The following is a 19,182-nucleotide window of genomic DNA, read 5'->3' as shown; positions in this document are numbered from 1 at the left end:
GCTAGGCTTTCAAACGCTCTTTATTAATAAGGCATTTGGGTTTCCATCGCATCAGCGGCGAATTTCTTTTTATTGGAATCGCTCAAATGCCCTAAATTCGTGTATTCAATCTTAGCGTCAGCCAAAAACTTGGATTGGATAGTGTTATTCCTTTCAATATCATAAGGGCGGATCACCCCGCTCACCTTAAGGATTTGCTTTTCCCCATCCACTAGCACTTCCTTATTCCCATAGATGAAATAATTCCCGTTTTCTAGCACCTTAATGATGCGAGCGCTCAACACGATCTCTAAATCTTCGCTCTTTTTTTGCGAGCCACCGCCTTTAAAATTCGTGTTATTGCTAGATTTGGTGAAATTGTAATTATTCTTATCGTCTAAATACTGTGCTTCTTTTTTCTTTCTTTCATCTAGCCCGTTATAAGTGAGTCTTGGGGGCGTGGAATTACCCCCTGAAGCGCTTTTATAATCTTTAGAGCTAGAATAATTCGCGCTCGCTTTTTCAGAGACAATGATTGTGATCAAATCGTTAGGCTTCATCGCCCTCCTGTCCGCAAATAAGGGGCGCTCACCCTGCCCAAACAAACTCCCTAACTTGTTCAATTCAGGGATAAATTCTTTAGAGGGGGTTTCTTCTACATAATTAGGAGGGTTAAAATCAATTTTTGGCTCATTGGCTGATGCCATGCTGAATATAACGCCAAACACAACAGCCCCTAAATAAAGCGCTTTTTTCATCCACTAGCCTTACTTTTGAGTTATTTTAAGCCTTGAATTATACTCTCTTATAAAGAATAAATGCTTAATTTTGAGTAAGTTGTTGTAAAATTTAGAGCTGATAACAAAAAATTAAAAACCCAACTTTAACGCTAGGAGTATAAATCTTGAGGACCTTATTAAAAATGTTGGTTAGCGCAAGCTTGTTAGCACATGCTTTAGGGGCTGATGAAGAAAGCGCTGCACCTTCTTGGACGAAAAATTTGTATATGGGATTCAATTACCAAACAGGTTCTATCAATTTAATGACTGATATTCACGAAGTTAGAGAAGTTACTAGCTATCAAACCGGTTACACCAATGTAATGACTAGCATTAATAGCGTTAAAAAACTCACTAACATGGGTTCTAATGGGATTGGCTTAGTCATGGGCTATAACCACTTTTTCCATCCAGATAAAGTCTTAGGTTTGCGCTATTTTGCTTTTTTAGATTGGCAAGGCTATGGCATGAGATACCCTAAAGGCTATTATGGGGGCAACAACATGATCACTTATGGCGTGGGCGTGGATGCGATATGGAATTTCTTCCAAGGGAGTTTTTATCAAGATGATATTGGCGTGGATATTGGCGTTTTTGGGGGGATTGCGATTGCTGGGAATAGTTGGTATATTGGCAATAAAGGGCAGGAATTATTAGGCATCACTAATAGTAGTAGGGTTGATAACACCTCTTTTCAATTCCTCTTTAACTTTGGTTTCAAAGCTTTATTCGTAGATGAACATGAATTTGAAATCGGGTTTAAATTCCCCACTCTTAACAACAAATACTACACCACCGACGCACTTAGGGTTCAAATGCGTAGGGTTTTTGCCTTTTATGTGGGGTATAATTACCACTTCTAAAGGGCTTTTAAAACCCAACGCAACCTTCTAGCATCTTTTGATAATAACTCTTGGCTTTGAGGATCGTCTCTGTGTCATCGGTTTTTAGAAGCACTTCATAATTGTTTTCAAAAGCGTTTTTGCTCCAATTCGCTGAGCCTAAAAACACGATTTTATCATCAATGATCGCCACTTTTTGGTGCATGATGCCGTAATAATTCCCGTTTTTAGCCTTAAGCCCTTTTAATAAGCACACTTTCGTGTTAGGGTATTTGTCTAAATAGCCAATAGTGGATTGCTTGTTATTGTGATTGCTTTCATAATCATAAATGATTTGCACCTTAATCCCCCTACTCGCTACGCTTTTAATCGCTCTTGCAATATCTCTGTGCGTGAAACTATAAATAGCGATTTTCACGCTCTCTCTAGCGCTGCTAATCCCAGAAATTAAAGAATTGAGAGCGTCTCTTTGCTCATAAGGTAAGACAAAGAGACTGCTTTTAGCTTGCAAAACCCCTAAACAGCTCACTAACACACCCACGCCAACGATTTTTTTAAATTTGTTGAACATCAAATGATCCTTATTCTAAATTACACTCTATGATAAAAACAACCAACCAAGTGGATTTTTGATTATAATAAAAGATTTAAAAAAAGCGATAAAAATGGATAGGCTTAAAGAAGCGTTTCTTAATAAAATAAGGAGTCCCTAAAATGAAAATGATTCTATTCAACCAAAACCCCATGATCACAAAACTGCTTGAGAGTGTCTCTAAGAAATTAGAATTATCTATAGAAAATTTTAACCACTATCAAGAGCTGTCCGCACGCCTTAAAGAAAATCAGGAATGGCTTTTGATAGCCGATGATGAATGTTTGGAAAAACTAGACCAAATAGATTGGCTAGAATTAAAAGAAACCATCTCTCAAAATAAAAACAGCGTGTGCATGTATAAAAAGGGCAATGAAACGCAGCCCTTTTTAGAAGGCTTTGAGATGAAAATCAAAAAACCTTTTTACCCACCGAAATGTTAAAAGTCCTTCAAAAAAAGCTTGGTTCTAACGCAAGCGAGCTAGAGCCTAGCCAGAATTTAGACCCAACTCAAGAAGTTTTAGAAACCAATTGGGACGAGTTAGAAAGTTTAGGCGATTTAGAGGCCCTAACCAAAGAAGAGCCTAACAATGAAGAGCAACTACTCCCCACTTTAAACGCCCAAGAAGTAGAAACTCTTAAAGAAGAAACGCAAGAAGAGGTTAAAAAAGAAGAAGTTAAAGAAATGCAAGAAGAAATTAAAGAAAAAGAAGAACAAGAAGTTGCAGAAAACCCCCAAGATAAAGAAAAGCCCCAAGATGATGAAACGCAAGGGAGCGTTGAAACCCCCAAAGATGAAGAAGTTTCTAAAGAATTAGAAACGCAAGAACAAGTAGAAACCCCCAAAGAAGAAACGCAAGAACAAGAGCCAATCAAAGAAGAAACACAAGAAAATAAGGAGGAAAAACAAGAAGAAACACAAGATTCCCCAAGCGTGCAAGAATTAGAAGCCATGCAAGAATTAGTCAAAGAAATCCAAGAAAACTCTAACGGCCAAGAGAATAAAGAAGAAACGCAAAAAATCCAAGAAGTTGTTACCGAAAAAACCCAAGTGCAAGAAAAAGAAACCCCACAAGAAAAAGAAAAACAAGAAATCGCAGAAACACCACAAGATGTAGAAATCCTCCAAGCGCAAGAAAAAGAAACCCCACAAGAAAAAGAAAAACAAGAAATCGCAGAAACACCACAAGATGTAGAAATCCTCCAAGCGCAAGAAAAAGAAACCCCACAAGAAGAAACCCAAGAAAAAGAAACCCCACAAGAAAAAGAAAAACAAGAAATCGCAGAAACACCACAAGATGTAGAAATCCTCCAAGCGCAAGAAAAAGAAACCCCACAAGAAGAAACCCAAGAAAAAGAAACCCCACAAACCCAAGATGAAAAACCCCAAGAAGACCATTACGAAAGCATTGAAGACATTCCTGAGCCGGTGATGGCTAAAGCGATGGGGGAAGAATTGCCCTTTTTGAATGAAGCCGTTGCAAAAACCCCTAATAATGAGAACGCCACAGAAACCCCTAAAAAGAACGCCACAGAAATCTCCAAGAATGAAAACGCCACAGAAACCCCGCAAGAAAAAGAAGAAAGCGATAAAACTTCCAGCCCCCTAGAATTGCGCTTGAATTTGCAGGACTTATTAAAAAGCCTGAATCAAGAGTCCTTAAAAAGCCTTTTAGAAAACAAGACCTTAAGCATTAAAATCACTTTAGAGGATAAAAAACCTAATGCATAACGATTTTAATTTGCTCATCCTTTCAGGCCCTAGCGGAGCGGGTAAAAGCACCCTTACAAAGTATTTGCAAGAAAAAATCCCAAAAACCCATTTTTCCCTTTCCACCACCACGAGGAAACCTAGAGAGGGCGAAGTTGATGGCTTGCATTACAATTTTGTCAGCGAAGAAGAATTCAAACAAGGCATAGAAAAAGGGCAGTTTTTAGAATGGGCGATCGTGCATAACCACTACTATGGCACTTCTAAAATCCCTGTAGAAAAAGCCTTAAAAGAGGGCAAAATCGTTATTTTTGATATTGATGTGCAAGGGCATGAGATCCTTAAAAAGCATTACCCTAACGCATGCTCAGTCTTTATTAGCACCAAAAACCAAGAGATTTTAAAAGAGCGCTTGCTTTTAAGGGGAACGGATTCTAAAGAGACGATAGAAAAACGCTTGATCAACGCTTATAAGGAAATGCAGTGCTTGGAAAGCTTTGATTACCTCATCATCAATGAAGATTTAGAAAAATCCAAAGAAATCATCTTAAGCATCGCAAAAACTTTAGTCTATCGCTTAAAAGCGTTTAATTTTGAAAAAATATGCAAGGCCTGGAAAAACGAATCCTTATAAAACCTATCAATTATTTTTTAAAAAAGCTATAATTCAAATAAAAACCAACCAATAGATTAAGGAGTAAAATATGGGCGGATTCACAAGTATATGGCATTGGGTCATTGTTTTATTAGTGATTGTGTTGTTGTTTGGGGCTAAAAAGATCCCAGAGTTGGCTAAGGGTTTAGGCAGTGGGATTAAGAATTTCAAAAAAGCCGTGAAAGACGATGAAGAAGAGGCTAAAAACGAGCCAAAAACCCTAGACGCTCAAGCAATGCAAACCAAAGTGCATGAGAGTAGCGAGATTAAAAGCAAACAAGAAAGTTGAACATGCACACTCTCATTAAGGGCGTTTTAGAAGAGATTTTAGAGACTGAAGTCATTATTGAATACCCTAAAGACAGAGAGCATGGGCATTACGCTACGCCCATTGCTTTCAATCTCGCCAAAGTTTTTAAAAAATCGCCCTTAGTTATCGCTGAAGAGTTAGCCCTTAAAATCAGCACGCACAAAAAAACTCAAGGGTTTTTTGACAGCGTAGTGGCTTGTAAGGGCTATATTAATTTCACGCTTTCTTTAGATCTTTTGGAGCGTTTCACCCAAAGGGCTTTGGAATTGAAAGAACAATTTGGCTCTCAAGTTAAAAGCGAACATTCTCAAAAAATCTTTTTAGAATTTGTGAGCGCTAACCCCACAGGGCCTTTACACATAGGGCATGCTAGAGGGGCGGTTTTTGGCGATAGTTTGGCTAAAATCGCTCGCTTTTTAGGGCATGAAGTTTTGTGCGAATATTATGTTAATGACATGGGTTCTCAAATCCGCTTGTTAGGGCTTTCGGTATGGCTCGCTTACAGAGAGCATGTTTTAAAAGAAAGCGTAACTTATCCGGAAGTCTTTTACAAAGGCGAATACATCATTGAAATCGCCAAAAAGGCGAGTAACGATTTAGAGCCAAGCCTTTTTAAAGAAAACGAAGAGACTATCATTGAAGTTTTAAGTGGCTACGCTAAAGATTTAATGCTTTTAGAAATTAAAGATAATTTAGACGCTTTAGGCATTCATTTTGATTCCTATGCGAGCGAAAAAGAAGTTTTTAAACATAAAGATGCGGTGTTTGAGCGATTAGAAAAAGCGAACGCCCTTTATGAAAAGGATTCTAAAATCTGGCTCAAATCCTCCCTATACCAAGATGAAAGCGATCGGGTGCTGATTAAAGAAGATAAGAGCTACACTTATTTAGCCGGCGATATTGTCTATCATGATGAAAAATTCCAACAAAATTACACCAAATATATCAACATTTGGGGGGCAGACCACCACGGCTATATCGCTAGAGTGAAAGCCAGCCTTGAGTTTTTGGGCTATGATTCCAACAAGCTTGAAGTCTTGCTCGCTCAAATGGTGCGCTTGCTCAAAGATAACGAGCCTTACAAGATGAGTAAAAGAGCGGGTAATTTTATTTTGATTAAAGATGTGGTTGATGATGTGGGTAAGGACGCTTTGAGGTTTATTTTTTTGAGCAAACGGCTTGACACCCATTTAGAATTTGATGTCAATACTTTAAAAAAGCAGGACAGCTCAAACCCTATTTACTATATCCATTACGCTAATTCGCGCATCCACACCATGCTAGAAAAATCCCCCTTTTCTAAAGAAGAAATCTTACAAACCCCTTTAAAAAATTTAAACGCTGAAGAAAAATACCTGCTTTTTAGCGCTTTAAGCTTGCCTAAAGCGATTGAATCTTCTTTTGAAGAATACGGCTTGCAAAAAATGTGCGAATACACAAAAACCCTCGCCTCAGAATTCCACCGCTTCTATAACGCTGGCAAGATTTTAAACACCCCTAAAGCTAAAGAGCTTTTAAAAATTTGTTTAATGGTGAGCTTGAGTTTGAGCAACGCTTTCAAACTTTTAGGCATAGAGATAAAAACCAAAATTTCCGCTAAAGATTAAGCTAATATTTAATTTTTTGTTATAACATTCCTCTTATTTTTTGAAATTAAGGAGAATATTTTGCTTAATCGTATTATAGAACACATGAACGCTCACCATGTAGAAGACATGAAGGGTTTGTTGAAAAAATTCGGGCAAGTCCATCACGCTGAAAATGTCGCCTTTAAAAGCGTGGATTCTCAAGGCGTTGTGATTGGTTATAACAACAATCAAACCTTAAGGATTGAATTTAACCACGAAGTCAAAGACCCCAAAGACTATAAAAACGCTATCATTGAATTGTGTCAAAGCGTAGAAAAAACCCATGATTTAAAAGGCGTGGGAGAAGAAGTTAAAGCCTTTAAAGAAGGCTTTGATTCTGTTTGTTTAGCGACCTTACACCCTAATGGGCATGTGGTATGCTCTTATGCGCCTTTAATGACAGATGGCAAACAATACTACATTTATGTGAGCGAAGTGGCTGAACATTTTGCCGGCCTTAAACACAACCCCAACAATGTGGAAGTGATGTTTTTAGAAGACGAAAGCAAGGCTAAATCAGCTATTTTGAGAAAACGCTTGCGTTATAAAACCAACGCTCGTTTTATTGAAAGAGGGGCGGAGTTTGACAAAGCGTTTGATTCTTTCATTGAAAAAACCGGTGGCGCTGGGGGCATTAAAACCATTCGCACCATGCAAGATTTCCATTTGATCGCATTGGATTTCAAAGAAGGGCGTTTTGTGAAAGGCTTTGGTCAGGCTTATGACATTTTAGGCGACAAAATCGCTTATGTTGGGGATAAAGGCAACCCACACAATTTCGCTCACAAGAAATAAACTTTCTCACTAATAAGGGGCAAACGCCCCAAAAGACCGCTTTTTAAAGAGGTTATGGCAAAATCAAGCTCTTTACTATTTAACCTTAAAAAATGCTAAAAGCCTTTTTATGGGCTAACACCAAACAAAAAGCATCAAAATCAAAAAAATGACAAAATTTTCTCCAAATGACAAAAAAACGCTTTTATGCTATTCAGTGATGCTCTCCTCAAGCCTAGCCCATAGTTATTAGCGTCTGTTTCAGCAATGAAAACCACCGCAAAGAAGCCTTATTCTAGTAGAAGCCTTGTTTTTATGAAGCACTTTAGACACAAGCTCTATAACACTAATAACCAACTCTTTTTTATTCAATCGTGAGGCCTCTTTAATAATACGCACGCTCACTAAATAGCATGAACGCTCCTTAAATTTATTCTCATCTCGCTCCCATTATGCACTATCAATTAACAAGTTTCAATATAATATAAGATCTTGTTTTTTTATAACTTTGTTAAGGATTAAAATGCGCGTGTTTGTTTGCTTTTTAGGGGTTTTTGTGTCTAACGGCTTGGCTCGTTTTGGCTATGTGGTTTTAATCCCCCTACTCATTTTATCAGGGAGTTTAACCCCACACCAAAGCTTCCAACTGGGTATTGCGGTGCTAATGGGCTATGTTTTTGGGAGTTTTTTAATCCAATTTTTAAGCCCGTTAATGTCATTAGAAAGCATCGCTAAAATCAGTTTTGGCTTGATCGCTTTGAGTTTTTTAGTCTGTTATTTTGATAGTATCCCTTTCTTTTGGCTTTGGATCTGGCGTTTTATCGCCGGTGTGGCCAGCAGCGCGTTAATGATTTTAGTCGCTCCTCTCTCTTTGCCCTATGTCAAAGAACATAAAAAAGCCTTAGTGGGAGGGCTTATTTTTAGCGCTGTAGGCATTGGATCTGTTTTTAGCGGGTTTGTTCTGCCTTGGATCAGCTCTTATAATATCAAATGGGCATGGATTTTTTTAGGGGGCAGTTGTTTGATAGCCTTTATCCTTTCCTTAGTGGGGTTAAAAACCCGTTCTTTAAGGAAAAAATCCGTTAAAAAAGAAGAAAGCGCGTTTAAAATCCCCTTTCATTTGTGGTTATTGCTCATTTCTTGCGCGCTCAATGCGATTGGTTTTTTACCGCACACGCTTTTTTGGGTGGATTATTTGATCCGTCATTTAAATATCTCCCCCACTATCGCTGGAACTTCATGGGCGTTTTTTGGCTTTGGTGCTACGCTTGGCTCTTTAATCAGTGGTCCCATGGCTCAAAAACTAGGGGCTAAAAACGCCAACATCTTTATCCTTATTTTAAAATCTATCGCATGCTTTTTGCCTATTTTTTTCCACCAAATCTCTTTACTCAATTTAAGCATCTTTATAATGGGAGCGGCCACAACCGCCAATATCAATTTATTCAGCATGATGGCTTTAAAAATTGCAGGCGCAAAGCATTTCGCTCAAGCGTCTTCGTGGGTGGTGTTTTCTTTTGGCATTTTCCAAGCGCTTTTCTCGTATCTTTTTACGATCTTTTTAGGGGATTTGGGCTATGTTTTGATTTTTGTTATTTGTGGGGTGTGTTTGGTTTTAAGCTTCATCGTTCTTTTCCCCATTAAAATGCAAACAGCTACCAATAAATAGAAAAATTATGGGGTTTCAAAACCCTTGATGCCGAGAAAATCCTTAAAACCCTTTAAGGAATTTAAGATTTTTTCACGCTCTAAATGGCGCATGATAAAAACGAGGTTAGAGCCGTTTTGATCCTTTAAAATATGCTTAGGCGGGTAAATGACATGCATCACACCATTAATACTCACCAAAAAGCCGCTTCCAATGTCAATAATCCCCTTGATGCGTAAAATCTGTGTGCCGTATTGATGCAATAACAAACTCAGCCAAATCCCAAACGCGCTCCATTCCATCGCGCCTTCAAAATTAATGCTTAAAGTTTCAAAACCTTGCGAGTGTGAATCTTTTGGCATTCTTGGCATAAAATTTCGCGCCCTATTGTTGCGTAAAAAAAAGCTTTCGTAATCTATATTTTTCTTGTCAAAAATTTCTGCGCTAGGGTTAAGGGCTTGTATCCGCTCTTTTAATTTGATTAAAGCCCTGCTGTCGTTTTGCAAATCCGTTTTGGTCAATAAAACGCTATCAGCAAAAACGATTTGCTCTTTAGCTTCGTTGTTGGTTAAATGCGTTTTAGCATTCAAAACATCCACGCAAACCACCACGCTTTGAATTTCAAAATGCGCCCCTAAAAAAGTGTCGCTCAAAATCGTCCATAAAATCGGTGCTGGGTTGGCTAAACCGGTGGTTTCAATGATGACGCACTTTAGAATTTCGCCGCGCCATTCATAGTTATTGAGCGTGGCTTTTAGAGACTCCACTAAATCCATGCGTTTGTTGCAACACACGCACCCTGCGTTAAGATAGAGCATTTTTTCACCGCAATATTGAACGCTTAAGATGCGCTGATCCAAAGCGGCTTGCCCGATTTCATTGATAATAAGGGCAACGCCTTGGTGATCTGTTTGGTTTAAATATTCGCTTAAAAAACTCGTTTTACCGCTGCCTAAAAAACCTGCGATGAGCGTGATAGGGATTTTGGGCATCAGCGAGTGGCGTGTGGGTTTTGATTTAAAAACGCTAGTAGATTAGAATCTAGCGCGTCCATCTTTTTTTTGGCTAAATTTTGTGCCTTATCCCACAAATCGCCTAAATCATTCACGATCACGCTCTGCCCTTTTTTATCGCACAGCACAAATTTCGTGCCTTGCCAATCACCAATTTTTAGCCCATAAAACGCTAGAATTTGATTGAGCAATCCCACTCGCTTGAGCCGCGCTCTTTTGCGTTCCCTGGCGTTTTCATTCGCACTAATAACCGCATTTGGCTCTCTCAAATTTTCATCGCCCCCATAATTTTCATCGGTCCCATCGGTCCAATGAAAAGAACTGATAAGCTCCCCGCATAAAACGCACATCTTTCAACCTTTTAAACCTAAATCATGCTACAATTTTACTGAAAAAAACAAGAATAAATCTAGTGTTGTTTAATTGTTTATTATAGGAAATTTAATGCAGGATTATAGAACTCTTACGCTAGAAAATATTTACGCACCAGATGAAATAACAGATGCGCTTTCATTGTTACAATCTTGCGGTATTGAATCGATTGTCAATCCTTCAAATATCACGCTTAATTTTGACATTGTGGATTTAAAAATGCTTGAATCTACTACACAAAATACGCTGGTTCAAAAGACATTAGAGGAGTTGTATAAAATTCGCTCATTTTCTAGTCAAAATGGCAAAATCGTATTTAAGAGCTTCAACAAAGCTAAAAAAGTCGCCAACAAAAAGCAAAACGCAAAAGCAAGATTGGCTTATGAGTCTTACAAAAAAGATTTTAGCAAAGAGACGAATGAAATCCAAAACCACCTTAATCAAATCTATTGTGCCGATAGTTTGGAGTTTCTAAAAAAGCTCCCAAATAATTGCATAGATATAGTGCTAACTTCCCCACCTTACAACTTTGGCATCAATTACAATGCAACAAAGGATGCAAATCTTTGGCAAGAGTATTTCAACACGCTTTTTGCCATTTTTAAAGAGTGTATTCGTGTATTAAAAAGTGGAGGGCGAATCATTGTCAATATCCAGCCTATGTTTAGCGATTATATCCCTACGCACCATTTTATCAGCAAATTTTTCATTGATGAAGGGCTTATTTGGAAAGGCGAGATTTTATGGGAAAAAATAACTACAACTGCAAATACTGCACTTGGGGAAGCTGGAAAAGTCCTGCTGCACCATATTTAAAATATTCATGGGAGTTTATTGAAATTTTTTGCAAAAATAGCCTTAAAAAAGAGGGCGATAAAGACAGCATTGACATAACCGATGATGAGTTTAAAAAGTGGGTTTATGGCAAGTGGAACTTTGCCCCAGAACGCAACATGAAACAATACGGGCATGATGCAATGTTCCCAGAAGAATTAGTGAAGCGGTGTTTAAAACTATTTTCCTATCAAAATGATATTGTATTAGACCCATTTAATGGTGCAGGGACAACTACAAAAGTCGCCAAACAATTAGGGCGTAGATTCATAGGCATAGACATTAGCGAAAAGTATTGTGAAGTGGCAAAAGAGAGATTAAAAGAGGCAACAAATCTCTTTAATGCGGAGGCTTAATGTGGTTTCTATAAAAGATATTATAGAACTTTATAATAGCGTGATTAAAGATATTGATAAAGATGCTCACAGGCAAGATAGCAGGGCATATGGCGGAGTTATAAGAAGTTCTAAAGGCAAATTACTAGAAGATATCAGCGAAGAGATTGTAAAAATAGCGTGGCAAAATATTGGTGCTAAAGCCGATAGACTTGAAATAAATTCTAATAAAATAAAGATTCCTATCAAAGACAGCTACATAGAAAATATAGCCAACCAACAAGTAAAGGAATACATATTAGAGCATAAGAAAGATTATTATTACGGATTGAGCGTTGATAAACATGTATTTGTGGATAATCAATTGGTTATGGGGATAGAATGTAAAGCTTATACAGAAAACGCCATGCTAAAGCGAATATTAGTGGATTTTCATCTCCTTAAGACTTTATATCCAAATATATCTTGTTATTTATTTCAGCTAGAAAGTCAATTAGGAGGGGATTATTCAGCTTTGCCAAAAACCCTATTGGGATCAAAATCCACGCATTCTATAATGAGCTACTTTGAAAGCGTGAATCTAAATATAGTAACCTTACTCAAAGGCGAAAGAGACATAAACCAACCCATACACAAAAATTTCAAACCTTTAGAAGAAGAGAATCTGAATAAAACAATCAAACTAATGGAAAATGAATTGAAAGTTTATTTGTAGCAGTTGGTATGAATCCCATTAAATTCACACCAACTTATACACAATCTCAATCGCTATTTTTTTCTAGGGTTTCGTTTTAAGAAATCATCAGCGATTTCATTGAATGTTACCCAACGCACGCCCTTATGCTTGTTGATATGCTCAATGATTTTTTCATGCATGAGCAACACTTGCGGACGGGCGCTCACATCAGGGTGGATTGTCATGCTAAACACCGCATAATCCATCTCACGATAAACCCAATCAAATTGATCGATCCACATTTGCCCTATATCATGCGGGCTTACAAAACCAAAACTATTGGGGGACTTTTTGATGAACATCATCGGCGGTAAATCGTCCAAATACCAGTTCGCAGGGATTTCCACCAGATCGGTTTCCACCCCACGGATTAAAGGCTTCATCCAATCCTTAGCTTCCAAACTATAATCAATCTTGCTCCAACTATCCCCCACGCGCACATAATAGGGCGTAAAATCATTGTGCATGAGCGAGTGGTCGTATTTGAAGCCGTGTTTTAAAAGCAATTCATTAGTGATATTAGAAAACTCCCACCACGGCGCCACATAGCCTGTGGGGGCTTTGCCGATGAGATCTTTAATCAATTCAACGCTTTTTAACAAAACATCTTCTTCTTGCTTGGCCGTCATAGCGATAGGGTTTTCATGCGAATACCCATGTGCACCCACTTCATGCCCTGCATCCACGATCATTTTCATTTGTTCAGGGAAAGTTTCAATAGAATGTCCCGGCGCAAACCAAGTCGCCGGGAGATGGTATTTTTTAAACAATTTCAAAAGCCGTGGGATCCCCACTTCCCCAGCAAAAAGTCCGCGCGAAATATCATCAGGCGAATCCTCCCCACCATAGCTCCCTAACCAACCAGCCACCGCATCAATATCCACACCATAAGCCACTAAAATTTCTTTTGCCATAATCGCTCCTTTTTAAGTGAATTTTCCAAACCCCTTTTTGGTGAGTTTGGTGTCAAAATCTTGTAAATAAGGGATTTTTTGGCGTTGCAACGCCACTTCGTTTAAATCCATTTCAGCGAAAATGACTTCATTAAGCTTGGTGGCTTGCGCGATGATTTTCCCATTGGGTGCGATGATTCTTGAATCGCCGGCAAACTCTAGCGTTTGTTTTAATTGAGCGTTAGTTTCTTCCCCACTATGATTGCACGCGCACACAAAACAGCCATTTTCTAACGCTCTAGCCTTGCTCAATAAATCCCAATTATAAGCCCTGGCTTTGCCAAACGCGCTAGGATAGATTAAAACCTCTGCTCCTTGTAACGCAAGCAAATTCGCACCCACGCCAAAGCCGATTTCATAGCAAATTTGCAAACCCACTTTCGCGCTAAAATCCCCAAAATCCAGCGTAAAAACCTCGTATTTTTTGCCCCTTTTGAAGCGCGATTTTTCATCGCCCCACAAATAGATTTTACGATGCTTGCCAACGATCCCGACCTTTGGTGGAATGATATAAGCACTATCGTAGAGTTTTTTATTCGTTCTTTCAATGCTGCATGCCACAATATGCGTATCGCTAGATTTCGCAAAATCGCTTAACGCTCTCAAAGTCTCGCTTTTTAGCTCGCTATGCTCTATCGCTTTAAAATCCAACCCAAAATCCGCGTCTTTATCATTCACGAAATAACCGCTATCAAACAATTCCGGTAAAACAATGAGATTCGCGCCTTTGTCGTGGGCTTCTTTGGCTAGGTTGAGCGCTAATTGCAGGTTTTCATTTAAGGCGTAAGGTTTGGATTGCATTTGAATCACGGCGGTTTTTAGGATTCTTTTGGCGGAATTTTTTGTTTTCAAAATCCACTCCCATTTTTCTTTTTATTGTATAGGATTGAAAATTAAAAGAGGGTTAAAGGGGTTAAAATCCTTATGCGTTTGTGTCAAAACTTACCATTATTGTTTAAGAATCGTAATAACGCGCTAGAGAGCGAGCTTACAAACACGCCGATAAGAAACGACAATCCGTTAAAAAGATGCGAAAATAAAAGCGCTCCTAAAATGCCTAGTAAAACCCCATACCCCCCTAAACGCCACACATTAAAAGACATTTCCAAGCCCAGAGCGAATTTTTGGAATTTTTGCTTTTCTTCTTTTTCTCCATTTTGTTTCCTTAAATCCAAACGCTTTTTAACGCCGTAATACGAAGACAACGCCACAATAAAAAACCCTAAAAACCCCCCTTCAAAATTCAAAACCCCTTGAAACGCTTGGAAAAAATAAACGATGGTAGCACTAACTATATTGATAAAAAGTAAAACAAGCAAGCATTGGATTTGGCACATGGGATTTGATTGGATTTATTTTGTTTTATTTTGTGTGTATTTAGGGTCTTTGGCTAGTTCTTCATAGTCTTTTTGCATGTTTTTATAAGCTTTATAGACATTGAGAAAGCTCGCTAACACGCCCCAAATAACCCCAAGCCAAAAAAGCCACGAAATGTGAGTGAGTTTTTTAAGCCCATAGCCTATAGCCACGCCCATAAGGATCGCTACCACCATAGAAAGCCCCAAGCTCAAATAATTCGCCCCCTCTATGAATTTATAATACTTTGGCTTTTTCAAAAAATTCACACACCTTTTATGATTTCATCAAAACTTTCATCGGCCTTTGCAACCACCAAATCAATCATCTCTTCAGTCATAGGCTCGCAAATAAAGCCGGTTTCAAAGCTTGAACACGCCAAATACACGCCCTTAAAGAGCATTTTTTGGTGGAATTTCGCAAACATTTCGGTATCGCTTTTTAAAGCGTCATCAAAATCATGCACCGCATTTTTGTTAAAGAAAAAGCCAAACATGCTCCCTATGTTGAGTGTCTGTAAAGCGATGTTATAACTTTGAGCACTCTTTTGTAAACCTTGAGTCAAACGAATAGCTAAAGCGTTTAAGCGGGTATAAAGGGTTTTGTCTCTTTTGATTTTATAAAGCGCACTCAACCCCGCGCACACCGCTAGGGGGTTACCGCTCAATGTGCCTGCTTGATACACGCCTCCAATGGGTGAGAGCAAGTCCATGATTTCCGCACGCCCCCCAAAACACGCCAAAGGAAGCCCAGCGCCTATCACCTTACCAAAGGTTACCAAATCCGGCACCACGCCATAAAATTCTTGCGAACCGCTCAAACTCGCTCTAAACCCGCTCATCACTTCATCTAAAATCAGCACCGCTTGGTATTTTTCACACAAAGCCTTTAAGCCCAATAAAAACTCTTTTTGAGCCGGCACTAACCCCATATTCCCGGCAATGGGTTCAATGATAACACAACCCACATCGCCTTTTTTAAAGCATTCTTCTGTGGAGTTTAAATCGTTATAACGAGCCACTAAAGTGTGTTTGCTAAAATCGTTCGGCACGCCTAAAGAAGAAGGCGATCCAAAAGTAGCACACCCGCTACCCGCTTTCACCAATAAAGAGTCGCTATGCCCATGATAGCACCCTTCAAACTTGATCAAATCGTCTTTTTGGCTATAAGCTCTAGCGAGTCGTATTGCACTCATGGTCGCTTCCGTGCCGCTACTCACTAAACGCACCTTATCTAAGCCTTCATAACAAGAAATGATTTCCTTAGCTAAAGTGGTTTCTAACTCTGTGGGAGCACCAAAAGAAGTGCCTTTTTTTAATACATTAATAATATTTTCTTCAATTTCTTCATCAGCATGCCCAAAAATCAAAGGCCCCCAACTTTGCACAAAATCTATATAATGATTGTTATCCACATCATAAAGATACGCCCCTTTACCTTTTAAGATAAAGGGCGGAGTGCCTTTAACGCTCTTAAACGCTCTCACAGGCGAATTGACCCCCCCAGCGATCACCTGCTTAGCTTCATTAAAATCATTAATGCTGTGCAACAACTCCATGATTTTACATTATCCCTTAATCATGCTTTCAAATTGGATTTCCACTTGCGACCAAGTCAAGCCCTCATGAAAACTCTCGCATCGTTTGGCCAAGCTCGCTAATTCGTTTTTCAAGCCAAAATTCAATAAATCCAAAACCCCTTTAACCACGAGCTTATCCTCAGCAATCGTGTATTGCATAGGCACTTTCACCAGCTTTTCATTCATCCTCACATAAGCCGTGAGAGAACCTGCATGATCGCCTTCTATCACATTCCTAAAAGTTACTTTGATGTTAGTGTTTTTAAAAAGAGCGAAAAAAGCTTCTTTAACATTTTTATTTTTCAATTCATCGCCTAAATTGACTTTCAAGCTATCCATGCTCGCATTCGCCCCTTCTAAAAGGGTTTTCAAACTATCTTGAGATTTACCCAGTTTATAAGTAATGCTTTCAAAACTCCCATTTACTGGCGTTTTAGCCTTAGTTTTAAAGGCTGTCCATGTTAGCTTAGCCGAAGATAAATCCAAATTCACCGCTTGCAAAAACCCTGCTAGTAAAACCGATACCAAAACCATTTTTTTCATTCATTATCCTTTAATGTGGTCTTATCAATAACGCTTATTATTTTAGTGTAAACAAGCACGCTTACAACTAAAACGATTCATTTTGATAATCATTTGCACTCTAAATACAGCCTAGAGATACAATTGCGTTTATTTTAAACTCTTTTTGTAAATAATGCTGACTGAACCAAACTTTCTGAATCAGTAAAAAAAATATTTTTATTGAAGCGCATGACTTAAGAAAAGGGAACAACCTCTACGCTATGATCTTGAATACAGAACAATTCATGGCGATCGGAGTTTCAACCTGAAACCATCTTCATGCAAATCGCCTTGTTTTAACAACTCATCCGCACTAGGACTGGAATAATGCTTGGCTAAAATAATGAAATAGGCGTTGTTATGCACCCCAATGAGGTTAGGCTGGAAATAAGGGAAAGTTTCAGGGTTTAAAATCCATGTTGCGGCTTTGTTATACGCTACAGAGAGCCTTTGCCCGGCTCCACTGCCCCACAAATCATACCCGTTCTCAAAAAGCAATTCGCCTGATATAGTTAGCGCAAGAAGCGCGAAATTGGTATAAGCTATCCCCTTAATGCCCTTTGTAGGGCCGCCATGATAATCGCTCGTATCGCTCCTAGTGATCGCGCTAGCAATAACCCCACTCTCATCTATGGCTTTAAATATCCAATCCTGCCACCGATTAGCACTATTGTGCAAAAGGGCATGATCATCTAGCGCTAGCGCAGAACTCACATCAAAAAGAATGCCCCACGCCCCATGGTTAGTGTTAAGAGCTGATTGAGAATACTGGCGCATCTGCTTAACGAAATCTTCGTATTCTGGGCTAGGAAATGCCTTTTTGACAAACCAATAAGCCATGTTCATATAAGGCATGTAAAAATTGATATCATCCTCGCTCTGATAAGTATCCACGCTTTGAAGCTCTTTAGCCCAAGCGTTTAAAATTTCTATAGCTTTTAAGCCGTATGGTTCATTTTGGCTCACTAAATAACCTAGCGCTAAGTCATAGGACATGACAGCGGATTTTTTAAAACTCTTTGTGCATTTATCAGGCTCTCTAACCCCGGTAGAAGTGTAGTGTTTTGATGCGTTAAGTTGCGCGCATGGCTGTATTGTTTGGGAGAGCTTTTTATCAAGATGGAGTTTTTTAGGCAAATCTCTAGATTTAAAATCCCTAAAAAAGTAATCTTGCTCAGCGTAAGCTTGAACGCAAACGCAAACACATATGAACAACAAGAATAAAACAAATCTTTTCATCTCTCGCCTTTGCTTGAATTGATTAAAAAATAGCGTTTTATGGCAACGCTTTTAACAACAGAAATTTCACGCCATTATACTATGCGTGTGTCTTTGCACATCTTATGAAACACCCTCTATAATCCCACCCCACACGCTATAATTTAGTGGAGTGTATCTGGCTTGATTAAACTATTTTCAAATACAACAGGGCTTCATTGTAACGCTTCCAACAACACAAATTTAAGTGCATGCGTATTAAGAGCGCTAACCGCTGAAAGGGGTAAGACAAAGAGCGCTGATTTTTCATTAGGGTTATTTTCAAAATCGCTGGTTAAATGGGGGTGTAAAAACCCTAAATACGGCTCTAAATCAAACGCCTCTAATTTTTGCGCTTCTAAATTTAAAAAGGCGCAAAAATTCTTAGTCATCTCATCAATGTTTTCTACAACATCGCATTTATTGAGCAACACCCCAAAAGGCTTGTTGGCCAGAGTGGGTGAAAATTTCTCTAACTCCAATCTCAAGCGTTGGTATTGCTCTTTAATGCCCAAATCCAGCCTGGAAGCGTCTAAAACAAAGGCTAAAACTTTGGTGCGTTCAATGTGCTTTAAAAAGCTAATCCCTAAGCCTTTTCCCTCGCTAGCCCCTTCAATAATGCCAGGAATATCCGCCATTAAAAATCCGCTTTTTTCATCCACGCTCACAACCCCTAAGTTAGGCACTAAAGTCGTAAATTCATAGTTAGCGATTTTAGGCCTAGCGTTAGAGATGGTGGAAATGAGCGTGGATTTACCCGCATTAGGGAAGCCCACTAACCCTATATCAGCGATGAGCTTTAATTCCAAACGCACGCATTTTTCAACCCCCTCCAAGCCTTTTTGCGCGTAAGTGGGTTGCTGTTTAGTCGCGCTTTTAAAATGCGCATTCCCTAACCCCCCCTTGCCTCCTTTTAAGGCTAACACCCTTTCTTTAGGTTCCACCAAATCAAGCCACAACTCATCACCTACAAAAACTTGCGTTCCTGGCGGCACAACAATGATCTTGTCTTCGCCCTTTTTGCCTGCGCAATTTCGTGTGCCTCCTGGAGCCCCGTTTTTAGCCTTGTGGTGTTTGGTGCCTCTAAAATTCGCTAAAGTGTCGGTATTGTTATCCACTTCAAAATACACATCGCCTCCATCGCCTCCATCGCCTCCATCAGGGCCTCCTTTAATGACAAATTTTTCTCGCCTAAAACTCACCATTCCAGGCCCCCCCTTACCCGAAGCGATAATGATTTCCACGCTATCTACAAACACAGCTTA

General features: G+C 39.1%; 19 protein-coding genes and 2 pseudogenes. 9 read left to right on the top strand and 12 right to left on the bottom strand.

Going from position 1 to position 19,182, the window contains the following annotated elements:
* Window positions 1-23: 23 nt before the first annotated feature.
* Window positions 24-737 carry a flagellar basal body L-ring protein FlgH gene (flgH, locus tag D2C72_00890; protein ID QEF43030.1) on the bottom strand — a complete coding sequence of 238 codons (714 nt, stop codon included), beginning with the start codon at window positions 735-737 and terminating at the stop codon, window positions 24-26.
* 164 nt (window positions 738-901) lie between these two features.
* Between flgH and D2C72_00885 the strand changes: the two genes are divergently transcribed.
* Window positions 902-1,621 carry an outer membrane protein gene (locus D2C72_00885; GenBank protein QEF43029.1) on the top strand — a complete coding sequence of 240 codons (720 nt, stop codon included), beginning with the start codon at window positions 902-904 and terminating at the stop codon, window positions 1,619-1,621.
* A 7-nt stretch (window positions 1,622-1,628) separates the two neighbouring features.
* On the opposite strand, the gene D2C72_00880 is transcribed toward D2C72_00885, so the two are convergent.
* Window positions 1,629-2,171 carry a nuclease NucT gene (locus D2C72_00880; protein ID QEF43028.1) on the bottom strand — a complete coding sequence of 181 codons (543 nt, stop codon included), beginning with the start codon at window positions 2,169-2,171 and terminating at the stop codon, window positions 1,629-1,631.
* Window positions 2,172-2,314: 143 nt separating this feature from the next.
* On the opposite strand from D2C72_00880, the pseudogene D2C72_00875 reads away from it, so the two are divergent.
* The 6 genes and pseudogenes from D2C72_00875 (at window position 2,315) to D2C72_00850 (ending at window position 8,939) form a co-directional block, all read left to right on the top strand.
* A pseudogene (locus tag D2C72_00875) lies at window positions 2,315-3,924 on the top strand (hypothetical protein).
* On the top strand, window positions 3,917-4,537 hold the full coding sequence (locus D2C72_00870) for a guanylate kinase (GenBank protein QEF43027.1): 621 nt from the start codon (window positions 3,917-3,919) through the stop codon (window positions 4,535-4,537). Before D2C72_00875 ends, D2C72_00870 begins: the two are co-directional and overlap by 8 nt.
* A gap of 70 nt (window positions 4,538-4,607) precedes the next feature.
* Complete coding sequence (gene tatA / locus D2C72_00865; GenBank protein ID QEF43026.1) at window positions 4,608-4,847, top strand: twin-arginine translocase TatA/TatE family subunit; 240 nt, start codon at window positions 4,608-4,610, stop codon at window positions 4,845-4,847.
* A 2-nt stretch (window positions 4,848-4,849) separates the two neighbouring features.
* The gene (locus D2C72_00860) at window positions 4,850-6,475 is read left to right on the top strand and encodes an arginine--tRNA ligase (protein ID QEF44151.1); all 1,626 of its coding nucleotides are present in this window, start codon (window positions 4,850-4,852) and stop codon (window positions 6,473-6,475) included.
* A 60-nt stretch (window positions 6,476-6,535) separates the two neighbouring features.
* Window positions 6,536-7,291, top strand: a complete 756-nt coding sequence (gene hugZ, locus D2C72_00855) for a HugZ family heme oxygenase (GenBank protein QEF43025.1) — start codon at window positions 6,536-6,538, stop codon at window positions 7,289-7,291.
* Window positions 7,292-7,793: 502 nt separating this feature from the next.
* Entirely contained in the window at window positions 7,794-8,939 is a 1,146-nt protein-coding gene (locus tag D2C72_00850; GenBank protein QEF43024.1) for a YbfB/YjiJ family MFS transporter, read from the top strand.
* 5 nt (window positions 8,940-8,944) lie between these two features.
* Here D2C72_00850 and D2C72_00845 read toward each other — a convergent pair whose 3' ends face one another.
* Both D2C72_00845 and D2C72_00840 read right to left on the bottom strand, forming a co-directional pair.
* Window positions 8,945-9,910: a GTP-binding protein gene (locus D2C72_00845; GenBank protein ID QEF43023.1), complete on the bottom strand. Its 966-nt coding sequence runs from the start codon at window positions 9,908-9,910 to the stop codon at window positions 8,945-8,947.
* Entirely contained in the window at window positions 9,910-10,281 is a 372-nt protein-coding gene (locus tag D2C72_00840; protein QEF43022.1) for a hypothetical protein, read from the bottom strand. The genes D2C72_00845 and D2C72_00840 overlap by 1 nt, the downstream gene beginning before the upstream one ends.
* A gap of 94 nt (window positions 10,282-10,375) precedes the next feature.
* Here D2C72_00840 and D2C72_00835 point away from each other — a divergent pair.
* Both D2C72_00835 and D2C72_00830 read left to right on the top strand, forming a co-directional pair.
* A pseudogene (locus D2C72_00835) lies at window positions 10,376-11,493 on the top strand (site-specific DNA-methyltransferase).
* A 1-nt stretch (window position 11,494) separates the two neighbouring features.
* The gene (locus D2C72_00830; protein QEF44150.1) at window positions 11,495-12,187 is read left to right on the top strand and encodes a restriction endonuclease; all 693 of its coding nucleotides are present in this window, start codon (window positions 11,495-11,497) and stop codon (window positions 12,185-12,187) included.
* Window positions 12,188-12,240: 53 nt separating this feature from the next.
* On the opposite strand, the gene D2C72_00825 is transcribed toward D2C72_00830, so the two are convergent.
* From D2C72_00825 to obgE, 8 genes are all read right to left on the bottom strand, one after another.
* On the bottom strand, window positions 12,241-13,122 hold the full coding sequence (locus tag D2C72_00825) for a polysaccharide deacetylase (protein ID QEF43021.1): 882 nt from the start codon (window positions 13,120-13,122) through the stop codon (window positions 12,241-12,243).
* Between the two features lie 12 nt (window positions 13,123-13,134).
* Window positions 13,135-14,013: a carbon-nitrogen hydrolase family protein gene (locus tag D2C72_00820; GenBank protein ID QEF43020.1), complete on the bottom strand. Its 879-nt coding sequence runs from the start codon at window positions 14,011-14,013 to the stop codon at window positions 13,135-13,137.
* A gap of 83 nt (window positions 14,014-14,096) precedes the next feature.
* Window positions 14,097-14,498, bottom strand: a complete 402-nt coding sequence (locus D2C72_00815; GenBank protein ID QEF43019.1) for a hypothetical protein — start codon at window positions 14,496-14,498, stop codon at window positions 14,097-14,099.
* A 15-nt stretch (window positions 14,499-14,513) separates the two neighbouring features.
* Complete coding sequence (locus D2C72_00810; protein QEF43018.1) at window positions 14,514-14,786, bottom strand: AtpZ/AtpI family protein; 273 nt, start codon at window positions 14,784-14,786, stop codon at window positions 14,514-14,516.
* On the bottom strand, window positions 14,783-16,075 hold the full coding sequence (gene hemL, locus D2C72_00805; protein QEF43017.1) for a glutamate-1-semialdehyde-2,1-aminomutase: 1,293 nt from the start codon (window positions 16,073-16,075) through the stop codon (window positions 14,783-14,785). Before hemL ends, D2C72_00810 begins: the two co-directional genes overlap by 4 nt.
* Window positions 16,076-16,084: 9 nt before the next feature.
* Window positions 16,085-16,639 carry a polyisoprenoid-binding protein gene (locus tag D2C72_00800; GenBank protein QEF43016.1) on the bottom strand — a complete coding sequence of 185 codons (555 nt, stop codon included), beginning with the start codon at window positions 16,637-16,639 and terminating at the stop codon, window positions 16,085-16,087.
* 264 nt (window positions 16,640-16,903) lie between these two features.
* A complete protein-coding gene (locus D2C72_00795) occupies window positions 16,904-17,899 on the bottom strand; it encodes a hypothetical protein (GenBank protein ID QEF43015.1) in 996 nt (331 codons plus the stop codon).
* A gap of 194 nt (window positions 17,900-18,093) precedes the next feature.
* Complete coding sequence (gene obgE, locus D2C72_00790) at window positions 18,094-19,176, bottom strand: GTPase ObgE (GenBank protein QEF43014.1); 1,083 nt, start codon at window positions 19,174-19,176, stop codon at window positions 18,094-18,096.
* Between the last annotated feature and the right edge of the window lie 6 nt (window positions 19,177-19,182).

Origin of the sequence: Helicobacter pylori, assembly GCA_008032955.1 — a bacterium.
Classification (GTDB): Bacteria; Campylobacterota; Campylobacteria; order Campylobacterales; family Helicobacteraceae; genus Helicobacter; species Helicobacter pylori_DC.
Note: the sequence above shows the minus strand (reverse complement) of the source record. Positions and strands in the feature narration are given on the sequence as shown.

Excerpts from the sequence above, each read along its gene's own strand:
- D2C72_00885 (QEF43029.1), top strand. The coding sequence starts at position 902 with ATGTTGGTTAGCGCAAGCTTGTTAGCACATGCTTTAGGGGCTGATGAA.
- flgH (QEF43030.1), bottom strand. The coding sequence starts at position 737 with ATGAAAAAAGCGCTTTATTTAGGGGCTGTTGTGTTTGGCGTTATATTC.
- D2C72_00840 (QEF43022.1), bottom strand. The coding sequence starts at position 10,281 with ATGTGCGTTTTATGCGGGGAGCTTATCAGTTCTTTTCATTGGACCGAT.
- D2C72_00845 (QEF43023.1), bottom strand. The coding sequence starts at position 9,910 with ATGCCCAAAATCCCTATCACGCTCATCGCAGGTTTTTTAGGCAGCGGT.
- D2C72_00850 (QEF43024.1), top strand. The coding sequence starts at position 7,794 with ATGCGCGTGTTTGTTTGCTTTTTAGGGGTTTTTGTGTCTAACGGCTTG.
- tatA (QEF43026.1), top strand. The coding sequence starts at position 4,608 with ATGGGCGGATTCACAAGTATATGGCATTGGGTCATTGTTTTATTAGTG.
- D2C72_00880 (QEF43028.1), bottom strand. The coding sequence starts at position 2,171 with ATGTTCAACAAATTTAAAAAAATCGTTGGCGTGGGTGTGTTAGTGAGC.
- D2C72_00860 (QEF44151.1), top strand. The coding sequence starts at position 4,850 with ATGCACACTCTCATTAAGGGCGTTTTAGAAGAGATTTTAGAGACTGAA.
- hemL (QEF43017.1), bottom strand. The coding sequence starts at position 16,075 with ATGGAGTTGTTGCACAGCATTAATGATTTTAATGAAGCTAAGCAGGTG.
- D2C72_00795 (QEF43015.1), bottom strand. The coding sequence starts at position 17,899 with ATGAAAAGATTTGTTTTATTCTTGTTGTTCATATGTGTTTGCGTTTGC.
- D2C72_00870 (QEF43027.1), top strand. The coding sequence starts at position 3,917 with ATGCATAACGATTTTAATTTGCTCATCCTTTCAGGCCCTAGCGGAGCG.
- D2C72_00815 (QEF43019.1), bottom strand. The coding sequence starts at position 14,498 with ATGTGCCAAATCCAATGCTTGCTTGTTTTACTTTTTATCAATATAGTT.
- D2C72_00800 (QEF43016.1), bottom strand. The coding sequence starts at position 16,639 with ATGAAAAAAATGGTTTTGGTATCGGTTTTACTAGCAGGGTTTTTGCAA.
- D2C72_00825 (QEF43021.1), bottom strand. The coding sequence starts at position 13,122 with ATGGCAAAAGAAATTTTAGTGGCTTATGGTGTGGATATTGATGCGGTG.